This is a genomic window from Echinicola sediminis (genome assembly GCF_054777495.1).
The window spans coordinates 1-12,238 of sequence record NZ_BAAHAP010000125.1 but is presented as its reverse complement, the minus strand read 5'-3'; the positions used below and the strand labels follow the sequence as shown (position 1 = coordinate 12,238).

9 protein-coding genes are annotated in these 12,238 nt (G+C 39.9%); all 9 read left to right on the top strand.

What is annotated here, in order from left to right; translation table 11 throughout:
• On the top strand, window positions 1-363 hold a 363-nt coding region (locus ACYVAA_RS20500; RefSeq protein ID WP_460545403.1), incomplete at its 5' end, for an RNA polymerase sigma factor.
• A gap of 47 nt (window positions 364-410) precedes the next feature.
• Window positions 411-1,421 carry a FecR family protein gene (locus ACYVAA_RS20495; RefSeq protein ID WP_460545401.1) on the top strand — a complete coding sequence of 337 codons (1,011 nt, stop codon included), beginning with the start codon at window positions 411-413 and terminating at the stop codon, window positions 1,419-1,421.
• A 144-nt stretch (window positions 1,422-1,565) separates the two neighbouring features.
• Complete coding sequence (locus tag ACYVAA_RS20490) at window positions 1,566-4,955, top strand: SusC/RagA family TonB-linked outer membrane protein (protein ID WP_460545399.1); 3,390 nt, start codon at window positions 1,566-1,568, stop codon at window positions 4,953-4,955.
• A gap of 18 nt (window positions 4,956-4,973) precedes the next feature.
• Window positions 4,974-6,635: a RagB/SusD family nutrient uptake outer membrane protein gene (locus ACYVAA_RS20485; protein ID WP_460545397.1), complete on the top strand. Its 1,662-nt coding sequence runs from the start codon at window positions 4,974-4,976 to the stop codon at window positions 6,633-6,635.
• An 11-nt stretch (window positions 6,636-6,646) separates the two neighbouring features.
• Complete coding sequence (locus ACYVAA_RS20480) at window positions 6,647-7,099, top strand: DUF5018 domain-containing protein (protein ID WP_460545395.1); 453 nt, start codon at window positions 6,647-6,649, stop codon at window positions 7,097-7,099.
• Window positions 7,100-7,202: 103 nt separating this feature from the next.
• Window positions 7,203-8,585 carry an endo-alpha-N-acetylgalactosaminidase family protein gene (locus ACYVAA_RS20475; protein WP_460545393.1) on the top strand — a complete coding sequence of 461 codons (1,383 nt, stop codon included), beginning with the start codon at window positions 7,203-7,205 and terminating at the stop codon, window positions 8,583-8,585.
• A 156-nt stretch (window positions 8,586-8,741) separates the two neighbouring features.
• Entirely contained in the window at window positions 8,742-10,211 is a 1,470-nt protein-coding gene (locus tag ACYVAA_RS20470; RefSeq protein ID WP_460545390.1) for a glycoside hydrolase family protein, read from the top strand.
• Between the two features lie 5 nt (window positions 10,212-10,216).
• Window positions 10,217-11,428: a purple acid phosphatase family protein gene (locus tag ACYVAA_RS20465; protein ID WP_460545388.1), complete on the top strand. Its 1,212-nt coding sequence runs from the start codon at window positions 10,217-10,219 to the stop codon at window positions 11,426-11,428.
• A 130-nt stretch (window positions 11,429-11,558) separates the two neighbouring features.
• Window positions 11,559-12,238 (top strand): endonuclease/exonuclease/phosphatase family protein (locus ACYVAA_RS20460; RefSeq protein ID WP_460545385.1); only part of this gene is annotated, 680 nt, incomplete at its 3' end.

Sequence of the window (12,238 nt, the reverse complement as noted above, 5' to 3'; positions counted from 1 at the left end):
GGGAATGTCTATAGTATAAAAAGCTATCTATTTAAGACGCTATATAGAGATTTGGTGAGAATGATTAAGGAGAAGAATAAAGTACTTTTTAAATCAGTAGAGTATCATGAATTAGATTTTCAAGTAGAAGTTTCCCATGAGACCAAGTTGATCAATGAGGAAGTTAATCAAGAACGTAAAAAACTCTTAGAAGAAGCCATCAATCAGCTTCCCTCCAGACAGCGACGGGCATTGTTGCTTTTTTACCGGGAGGAACTTTCATATAAAGAACTGTGTGAGTTGATGGATTTTAAGGATGTAAGATCTGCTAGGAAATTGATATATAGGGCTATAGCCAGTTTAAAGGAGAAAATTAATCTTTAATAAAAAGTGAACCAAGGACATTGGGAATAACTGGTGCTGAAGGAATTATGAAATATGTAAATTACAATATTGAGGATTTTTTGACAGACGAATTTTTCGTCAAGTGGGTAAAGTCACCCGATGAAGACACTGAACATTTTTGGAGAAAATGGTTGGAAAACCACCCCCACAAAATGGATATGGTGCTTAAAGCATATGATATCATCCAATCCATAGAGTATAAGAGAGAAGTGGAAATCTCCAATATGGTGTATACTGAAATGTATGAGGATATCATGAATGAATCCTCGGAAGATATTTGCAAAGATAGGAGAAGCTATTGGGGGCTGGTAAAAAATGTTGCAGCGGTGATTTTGGTTGGAATGTGCATTCTGCTTTCCTATAATATCATTCAAGATCAAAGCAAGGAAGAGGTTATAGAGCTGGAATTGGTAACAAAATCCAATCCCTCTGGGAGAAAGTCCATTATTTCACTCTCAGATGGGACCACAGTACATTTAAATGCTGTAAGTTCCCTTACTTTTCCCAAATCTTTTAAAGACAGCACCAGAGTGGTGGAGCTTCAAGGGGAAGCCTTTTTTGATGTTGCGGAAAACAGTAAAAAACCATTTATCATCCATTCCCACGGTGTTAAGATCAAGGTCCTGGGGACTTCATTTAATGTTAAACAAAACGAAAAGCTTGAAATTGCTTTGGTTTCAGGAAAAGTGTCAGTGGAGGATGATTTGGGAAATAAGATCATGATAGCACCAAATGAAATGCTGACCATTGAAGAAAAGGGAAGGTTTAGCAAGAGTAGCTTTGACCCAATGGAAACTATTGGCTGGAAAGATAAATATTTGGTCTTTAAAAAGGACTGTTGGAAGGAAGTTGAGGATAAGATCGAGAAATGGTATGGTATGAAGATACTAGGGGGTGAAAATTTACCCAAGAATTGGGCGTATACCGGGAGTTATTATCACGAGCCTATTGAAAGGGTCATGGAAGGCATAAGCATCACTTCGGATTTTTCCTTTGAAATTAAAGGTGATATAGTAATAATTAAAAACCCAAAATAATATGAAACACACTATCTACAACAGTAGCTAAAAAGAGAGGCAGTACAGAGAAGGTATCTGCACTGCCCACAAGCCTTTGAGTGGATCGCCAAATCTTACAAAGGCTAACTTTAAGTAATGTATCACTCAAAATCATTTCAAAGTATGGAAAAAAAAATACTTAGGCAAATCATTATGCTATCCAAATATTTTGTCTTTGGCTTTATTATCCAGCTGTTTTTTACAGCTGTTCTGATGGCCAATACAAGTAACGCTCAACGGAAAAGTATCCACCAAATAAAGACTTCGCTTTCTGCGAACCATACAACTCTGGACATGGTACTGAAAGAGTTGGAGGAGAAAACCCATCTTAGGTTTACTTTTAACGACAGCTACTTAAAGCCTGATCAGGTTAGGGTGAACATGGAGATGAAAAACCAATCACTCGCCACTATTTTGGGAGGAATTTCTGCACAAACCAACTTAAAATTTACACGCATAAATGACAATATTCATGTTAGCGTAGTGTTATCGGACGCGGATAGTAAAATTGAGGAAATTATACATAATGTAGATCTGAAAGAAATTACGGGTAAAGTGGTTTCCAGTGAAGATGGCGAGCCGCTCCCCGGTGTAACTGTAAAGATTAAAGGCTCCCAGACCGGTACAGTCACTGATATTGATGGTAATTACCTCATTAATGCTACCGATGGAGATGTACTGGTTTTTAGCTTTGTCGGCTATAAAATCCACGAGCAAATTGTCCAAAATCAGTCCGTTGTAGATGTTGTTTTGGAACAAGATTTAGGAAATTTGGAAGAGGTAGTCGTTGTAGGCTATGGTACCACCACTAAAAGTAAAATGGTGAGTTCCATATCTACGATAGGAACCAAAGAAATTGGTGAAGCACCTTTTGCCTCAGTGGTTCAGGGATTAGCAGGGCGGGCCCCAGGATTGTTTGCACGGGAGTCTGGCGGAGAATATGGTTCAGTACCCAGTATTTCCATCAGGGGTGGTGGAGAACCAATTTATGTAATCGATGGGATAATAGCATCAAAAAATGAGTTTGCACTTATACCACCCAATGATATTGATGAAGTTTCCTTGTTAAAGGATGCTGCCGCTGCTGCTGTATATGGTTTCAATTCTGCAAACGGCGTTGTGCTGGTTACTACAAAAAAAGGTAAAGAAGGTAAAATAAGCATTTCATATAGTGGGGATTTTTCCTTTCAGCAACCTACTTTGATTCCTAAATATTTGTCTCCATATGATAAAGCGTTACTTAAAAATAGCGCAGCGCATAATGATGGATTACCTCAAGTAATAGGAAATGAATTGTTGGATACCCTCAGAAATAATTGGGATCCAGTAAAATACCCTAACTTAAATCCCTTTGATCTAGCTGTTAATGACTTCTCTGGACAACAAAGACATAATATCGGCTTAAATGGTTCAGTTAAGGACACCAGAATTTTTATGTCTTTGGATTATTTAAAGCAAAATGGGATCTACTCTACCAGTTCACATGGATTGGATCGATTTTCACTTAGATCTAATATATCCCAACACTTCAAAAAAATAGGTTTGACTTTGGACGGAAATGTGTCCCTTCAAAGAAATGTTACCACAGGTCCTCCGGCTGGAACTTGGACCATTTGGAGTCATGTAAGAAACTGGGGAAGTGGTAACCCTTTTTATAATCCCAATGGAAATTATTATGGATTGGAAAACCCATTAGCGGAAGCAGATAGCAGAGCCGGCTATATAAGAAATGAAAACAATAGGGTCAATACAAGGTTAGTGGCCAATTGGAAAGTTCCCCATGTTGATGGATTGAGTTTAAAAGCAGTTGGGAATTATAGAATGGAATTTGATTTTGGAAAAAATTGGTATGCCAACCAACGCAATTCAGCACCAACTTATTCCTGGGATAACCAGTTGAATAATATGGGAAATCCAAGTTTGTCACAGTCAACGGGCCGGTCCTATCAATATGATGTTGAAGGTCATATCAACTACCTGAAAACCTTCAATGAGCAACATACCGTGGAACTTATGGGGGTAGTGTCCAATAGTGAATGGAGATGGGACGGGTTTAATGCTTACAGAAGGGATTACATATCTCCATCAGTGGACCAACTATTTGCTGGATCATCAGAAGGGAAGGACAATGGCGGTAATGCCTCAGAGGGAGCTAGGCTGGGATATATCGCCCGTTTAAAATATGATTTTAAAGAGAAGTACGTCTTTGAAGGGAACTTTAGGTATGATGGAAACGATAATTTCCCTTCAACCAAGCGTTTTGGACTATTTCCTTCTTTATCATTAGGATGGAATATGGATAGAGAAGAATTTTTATTACCTGTAATGAGCCAATTAAAAGTTTCCACTCTGAAAGTAAGAGGATCTTGGGGGCTTTTGGGGAGTACAGGTGATGTTGCCAGGTTCGCCTATATTCCTGTCTACAATCTTTCTCCCAATAGGTATTATACAGGAGGTGTCTGGCGAGCAGGTTTTCAAGAGGGAAATTTGGTTAGTGATAACTTAAGTTGGTTTGACCGGGAGTCAATGAATTTTGCAGTTGATTTCGGTTTTTTTGAAAGTAAACTGGAAGGCACGTTTGACTGGTTTTATTATAGAACATCAGGTTTTTTAGCAAGCCCCTCCGACAGATATACAACACCTTTAGGGAAAAATCTTCCCCAGATCAATACAAATTCGGCACAAAGAAGAGGTGGTGTAGAGGGAAGTTTGAACTATCGTTTTCAGATTGGGCAGTGGAAAATGAATATGGGAGGAAATGTTTCATATTATGATCAGTTGTGGGAAAGAAAATTTGATGAGGACTCCACTTCTTTAAAGAATCCTGAGCGTAGATTAACGCATCAAAAGGACTATTACACCATTGGGTATTTGGATCAAGGTTATTATGGCTCAATGGAGGAGATCATTAACTCACCAAGGAGATTAGGTTCAACAGAAACCATGTCCGGTGACCTTAAATATAAGGATTATAATGGAGATGGGAGAATTGACGCAGATGATCAGGTGCGTATTGGAAAGGCTGATTTTCCACATGTTATTTACGGCATTAATCTAGGAGGACAATACAGAGCTCTAGGAATTAATGTTCTGATGCAAGGAGCAGGAAATAGACATATTTACCTGGGAGGAATGTGGCAAAATGAAATCAATCATAAACTCTATCAAATTCAGGCAGACAACTGGACACCTGAAAATCCCAATGCATTGTTTCCAAGAATTTCATCTTTTAATCAGGTTAATGGCGGAAATAATGTAGTTACATCCTCTTTCTGGTTAAAAAATGCCTGGTATTTGAGAATGAAAAGCATAAGCCTGACCTATGATATGAAAAAAGTGCTTTTCAGCAATTTTGATGGTGTAGATAACTGTACACTTTTACTGAGTGCAACCAATTTATTTACCATTTCCCCAATGAACGATTATTATATCGATCCAGAAACCAGTAGCAGTGATAATTATGGCTATCCAGTCCAAAGAACCTTCAATGTGGGTCTAAGGGTGTCATTTTAAAAAATCAATAATCTTAACATGAAAAAATTATTAATAATAATATCGATAATTTCAGCTTTGGCACTGAGCTCATGTAACGATGAGATCCTCGACAAAGCGCCCCTGGACAAATTTTCAGAATTAATTGTATGGAATGATCCCGCTTTAGCAGAAGGTTTTGTAATAGATATCTATGCTGATGTCGTAAGAGGGTTGTATACTACACAATATACTGATGACTGGACTGATAATATCATTTGCAATGATGATAACGGTGCAAGGTGGACCCAAGCTGGGGCAATTGAAAATACCGCTGATTATGGATGGAACCAATTTGGGAAAATTCGAAAATGTAATCTTGCCATAGAAAGAATTACTGCTTCAGAAAAAATTCCAGATGAATTTAAAGTTCGGTTAGTTGCTGAGTCAAAGATGTTAAGGGCAATGATTAATTTTTGGATGGCTCGTAGATTTGGGGGGATAATTCTTGTAAATAATGTTTTGACGCCTGAGGATGAACTAAAACTGCCTAGGTCAACAGAGCGGGAAACATACGACCATATTTTAAATGATGCTGAATCATCTATCTCTGGCCTGCCAGATACTGCGGAGAAAGGACGATTGACCAAGGCTGCAGCATATGCCTTTATCACCATGGTCGCTTTACAAATTGGTGATTATGATAAAGTAATCAGTGCTGCAGACGCAATAGAAAACAGCGGGGAATTTTCATTAGAGCCAGATTATAAGAGTCTCTTTAATAATTATCAATCTTCTATCAATTCCAATGAGGTAATCATGGTGTATTACACCACTAAAGAATACAACAATTTTATTGATACAAGAATGTTTAGAAGCCTTCCAAATATGGCGAATGGTCCGAAACTACACGCAGATGCTGTCCCTCAGTATGATCCCAATGATGAATTTCAGGGCTGGCCTTTGAGATGGCCATCACAAGAATTGGTGGATTCTTATTTGATAATAGAAAATGGTCAAGCAGTGATGAAGCCTTATAACAACTTTCAGGGCAAACCTTCAAAGGATATGTGGGAGAATAGAGATGTCAGGTTCGAAAAGTCGGTTGTAAGGGATTCGGCAAAGTATTCCAAGTCTTTCTTTACATTCAGAAGGGGGGGGAATGCCCACTGGACGTCTAATCCATTAAGTACTTGGGGCATGTCAAAATCAGGGTATACTTTTCGGAAATGGATGTATGAAGATGAGTTTATGTTTTGGAATTACCCCGTAGATTGGGCGGAGCCGATCTTTCGCCTTGCAGAAGTATACCTAAATAAAGCAGAAGCTTATGGTAGAATAGGAAATATACCTAAAGCGGTAGAATACATGAACAAAACCAGAGAGACTCATGGTGGACTTCCTCCTTTGGAGCTTGGGGCTTCCGCTGAAGATTTTTGGAAATTCTATAAAATTGAAAGAAGGGTGGAGCTTGTTCAAGAGGATGATAGATATTGGTCTTTGATCAGGTGGGCGAGAGCGGAAGATGCGAACAGCATTCCAGAATTAAATGGTTATAGGTTACATGGCTTGGATATGGAATTTGATGGAATTGTAAATGTAATTGAAAGCCCCTTTACGGTAAATATGAGTTTTGAAATGCCAAAACGTTTATTTTTTCCAATTCCCAACAAGGAGGTTAGACTTAATGAAAATCTTGAACAAAACCCAGGATGGAACTAAATAGGAGAAAAATGAAAAAGTCAATATATTTATTACTATTCCTAATTGTCACTTTGAGCTCATGTATTGAGTGGGGACTTGAGGATTTACCCGAATACGACGAGGCATCAATCATCGATTTTGATTTTGAACACAGGTTTGTGTCTACAAATGATAATGGTGTTGAGAAACTTTCTGTAGTTACTTTAAATTCTTCTTTGATCATCAATCAAGAATTGAATCAGGTTGTGATAACGGCAACTATTCCTGAAGCCACATCAAATTTTCCTGAAAGTGAAAGGAAAAAAGTCTCATTGGCTTCAATTATCGGTTATGCGAAACTTTCACCGGCAGCCTCTATCAAGCCAGTAGCAGGAGCACCAGAACTAGGAAAACCAGGTGATTTCAGTCAAGAAAGAAGATATATTGTTACAGCTGCTGATGGAACAAGCAGAGAATGGTTAATACAGTCTACTCTTGAATAAATCAAATCCTTCAATAATAACAATGAATAACGGAGTGAATATCTTCGTTATTCATTTTATGTTATCTCCAAAAGCATAGGTAAGCTATACCCCATTACACCTAATGCGTAAATTAAAATTAATAAGCATCTTATTTATTTTCTTTTGCCTGTTTTTCCATAGGCTTTCAGCCCAACAATCGATCTGGAACCATAATTATTCCAAGTCTGTGGTCATGAAGCTATTAATGGCCAAACCGGATGCTCATGGAGGATCGAAGGTATATTGTGATTTTGAAAAGGCCCTTGAATGGATCAAACAAGCGGACAATTTGACCTTGCAGGTGCCTAAAATCATTTACCTGGTGGGCTGGCAGTACAATGGCCATGATGATAAATACCCCGCCTTTTTTGAAGTCAATGAGGCACTGAAGAGGCCTGAAGACCAGACCGCCCGAGAAAGTTTACAGTGGTTGATGCGAGAGGCTAGAAAGTACCACACCACGGTGAGCTTGCATATCAATATGACCGATGCATATGACGATAGCCCGCTTTGGGATACCTATGTGGAAAATGATATGATTTCAAAAGGCCTTTCTGGAGACTTGATGGTTATCGGAAATTACAATAACAGAAAGGCTTATCAGATCAATTATAAAAGGGAGTGGGAAGCTGGATGGACCCAAAGAAGAATTGATAGTTTGGTCAACTTACTTCCTGAACTCAAGAATGCTGGGACCATTCATATTGATGCTTGGATAGCTAGGGAAAGTAAAGGGCATCAAGAATCTATGATCATGGAAGCGGATTATCAGAAAAAGGCCCTACACTATTGGGCAGAAAAGGGAATCGATGTGACCAGCGAATGGGCCATGGATTATATGACTGGACTGGTACCCTTTGCCTGGCATTTTAACCATCGGACGCAGGATCAATACATGAAAATCCCTGCTAATATTTATACAGGAAGCGGCATCAATCCGGATATAGAATGGAGTGATTTTGGCCTGGGGTTCCTATTTGGACAGAGCATGTACGGAGAACCTCTGTGGCCCTATTTTCAAAAGTCGGAATTGGAGAACAAAGATTGGGACAGCAACTTTGCCCGAGAATTTTACCTGAATTGCTTACAGTACTTTTTCCTCAATGATCACGAACGCATCGCTGTGGAGGGAAGTGGTGATGAACGAGTGGCATTCTTTTCCAATGATATCAAGGTTTCTTTGCAGGACAGTTTGGTGATGCAAGGTGAGACCCGTCTGAGAGAAAAGGATACCATCCTATTTCCCGTTACCTGGAAGGATGGCCGTTGTTTGGCACTTTATAGTGATACAGATCAGCAATCCAAAGTATTTAAGCTTCCTGAAATTTGGAAGAGTTTAACGGTAGTGAGGCTTTATGAGGTAAGTATAGATGGTTTACAGTCTATTGGCAAAGAGAAAGTAAAAGGCGGAGTTCTGAGACTTGATTTGAGGGCTGGACAACCTTATGTGATAAAGGCAGAGTAATTCCCCCTGCTTTGTCATGTTTAGGGAATGGAAAAAACCTGACAGGTTTTACGCCTCACGAAGTCTTTATATGGGGTTTTCCGTCAAGAGACCTGTCAGGTTTCAATCTTCTGATATAAAATGACAAAGTAGGATTATATACTAACCAGAGACCCAATGATAGAAAGAGGTTCTAAAAAGAGTGTGTCAATAGGGGCAATGTGTGTTCTTTTTGCCCTGATGTTACCATTTATAGCTGCTGCAAAGAGTGATACTTTGTTTAGCAAACCTGAGAAAACAATTCCGGAAATTTCCTGGAGTCATGACTATCATCAAACCCTTACACTAAAGCTGATGCTTTCCCAATCCAAGTTTGATGGGAAGTTGAAAAGAAGGGATAATGGGGATTCAGAAGTATTCTTGAATTTTGAAGAAGCACTGGAAGTCATCAAGAAGATAGACCATTTGACTTTAGTTTTGCCCAAAATTATTTATCTGGTGGGTTGGCAATATAATGGCCATGATTCCAAATATCCCGCATGGTTTGAGGTCAATGAAAGACTAAAAAGAAAAGAAGACAAGACCGCCTTAGAGAGCATGAAGTGGCTGATGAATGAGGCCAAAAAGTACCATGCCACAGTGAGTGTCCATATCAATATGTTTGATGCTTATGAGGACAGTCCACTTTGGAATACTTATGTAGAGCATGATATTATCGCCAAAGAAAAGGATGGAAGCCTCAGGGAAGGAGAGTGGGGGTATCCGATCAGCTATGCCCAGGAGCTGAAAACGGGCTTTGCCCAGAAAAGGATCGATAGCTTGTGCAATTTATTGCCCATCGAAGAGGCGGGCACAGTACATATCGATGCCTTCCATACATGGGCACCAATAGGGAAAGAAGGGCCAGGTAAGTCCCCATTTTTAATGGTGCCAATAAGTCCATATCTGGATTTTTCGGTAGAAGACGAGTCCAAAGCTCAAGTTGAATTATTTAAATATTGGGAATCAAAAGGAGTGGACGTCACCAGTGAAGGGGCTACTTTTTTGAGAAAGGACAATTTTGCTGGCCTACAGCCCATGGCTTGGTGGGTAGATTGGGGATTGGAAGATTACCTTAACTGGCCCGCTGCTTATTACACCGGGGGAGTGGATCGCAGAGAGCTGGGAAAGTTGTTTGGTACCAGCATGCATGGTGAGCAGATTGTTAAAAAGGATCCTGAAAACCTAAGCGGATTTAAGCAAGAGTTTTGTACCCAGGCCCTGGTCTGGTATTTCCTGAATTGCCTGGAAAGAAGGTACTATACGGAAGAAGATGGGGCGCAAGCCGTGGGATTTTCAGACGGCGTGTCCACCTTCTTGGAAAACGGAGAATATAAACTTACACATAATGGCCAAGAGTTGGTCAATGGTCAGGATGTGTTTTTGCCGGCATTGTGGATGGAACAAAAAGGAGTTGTAGCCTACAGTAAGAATGGCTACAAGGATAGAAAATGGGCAATCCCGAAGAACTGGACAGGAGTAAATCAAGTAGAGATTTTTGAAGTAGGCATTAAGGGGAAGACTAAGCTTGTCGAACAAGCTGTTCATGATGGTTTGCTGACATTGAACATGTCCGAAGATCAAATGCTATTAATCATTCCAAAATAAAGACCATGAAAAAGGATCAAAATACCAGAAGAGAATTTTTAGGTAACCTTTCTAAGGTAGCCCTCACGGGAGCGGTCGTGCCATTAGCTTCAGCCGTAGAGGCGAAACCAGCTCCTCCCAATCCTACACGGAATGACTTCCGGTTTCTTACGGCTCCCTACTTGCAGGCCCTTGGGGAAAATGAAGTGAGCATTATGTTCATCACCAGTCACAATGCTTACAGCTGGGTGGAATATGGAGAGCATGATTTTAGCCAAAAAGAAACGGCAGAATCAGAAGGCTTTGTGGATGCCAACAATACCTTGAACAGTATTAGGTTGACGGGTTTGAAGGAAGGAACCAATTACCAGTACAGACTTAGGAGCAAGCCCATTGTCCAGTTTGATCCCTATAAGCTTGTTTTTGGAGATGTGATAGCGCTAAAAGGCGGTGTTTTCAGAACTCCTTCCAGTGGGGATGATAAAGTATCCTGCTTGATATTCAATGATATTCATGACCGCCCCTATTCATTTGGAGAACTTTTCGAACATTGCGGTGACTTTGATTTTGACTTTGTCGCTTTGAACGGGGACATGTTTGATTACCAAACGGGTGAGCAACAAATTATTGATCATTTGGTGGACCCCTGCACCCAGCTTTTTGCTTCGGAGAAGCCCTTTATCATGATCCGTGGCAATCATGAAACCAGGGGAAAGTTTGCACGACAGTTTAAGGATTACTTCACCTTTAAGAACAACGACTACTATTTTTCATTTGAAAGAGGTCTCGTTCATTGGATAGTGCTCGATTCGGGAGAGGATAAGGAGGATGATCATCCCGAATACAGTGGAATGGTAAGTTTTGACCCTTTTAGAGAGCAACAGGCCGTTTGGTTGGAGCAGGAGCTTCAAAATCCAGCTTTCAAAGATTGTAAGTACAAGGTGGTGTTGATGCATATTCCTCCTTTCCACTCTGGGGATTGGCATGGTACTACCCATTGCAGAAAGCTTTTTCACCCCTTGTTTGAGAAATACAAGGTGGATATGGTCATCTCCGGTCATACCCATAGATATGGGGTTCATAAGCCAAGTGAGGAGCATAGTTACCCGGTTATTATTGGCGGTGGTCCCAAGACAGGTAGCCGAACGGTTATCCAGTGTTATGCAGATGCAAAAGCACTAAAAATAAAGATGATCCGGGATGATGGTGAAGTTGTAGGCGAGTATGCCATTAGTTGATTAGTCTTATAATATTTTTTTCAAAAAAAAGTATGAATGGTGTGCAAATTCCATTATGAAAAGTAGTGCAAATTTCTCTATGTGGTAAATTTTATAGTTAGGGAAATGGAAGCCTTAAACACAAACTAGAATGAGAACAATACTGACCGGTTTATTATTATTGATGAGCATTGGCATGGTTAGGGGACAGGAATGGTTTTCCTTGATGAGCTTTAATGTAGGCTATGATGAGGCGCTTTTTAATAATGGTGAGCCCAAAGAAAATGACTGGGCAAACCGAAAAGCTGTACAAGCGGCATTGATAAATTTTCATGGGCCAGACGTTATCGGAATGCAAGAGCCCCATTTGCATCAGGTAAAATATTTTGAGCAAATGCTACCAGGTTACGACTGGCTGGGAGTCGGTCGTGAAGACGGAAAAGAGGAGGGAGAATACAATCCTATATTTTACAATGAAAGAAAATTGGAACTAATGGATTCAGGCACCTTTTGGCTTTCGGAAATCCCTGAGAAAGCAAGTAAATCCTGGGATGCTGGCTATACTAGGGTTTGCACCTGGGCGAAATTTTCGTTTAAGGAAACAGGAAAGACCATCTATATTTTTAATACCCATTTTGACAGTAAAGGGAAAGTGGCGCGGGAAAAAAGTGCTGAGCTAATAAACAGGAAAATCAAAGAAATTGCTGCAAATACCCCAGTAATGGTAATGGGGGATTTCAACTTTCTTCCCAAAAGTACTGCCTATAAAAAAATGATCAGCAAGGGTCTCAAGGATAGTAGGCTTATCAGTAAATTCCCTCCATATGGACC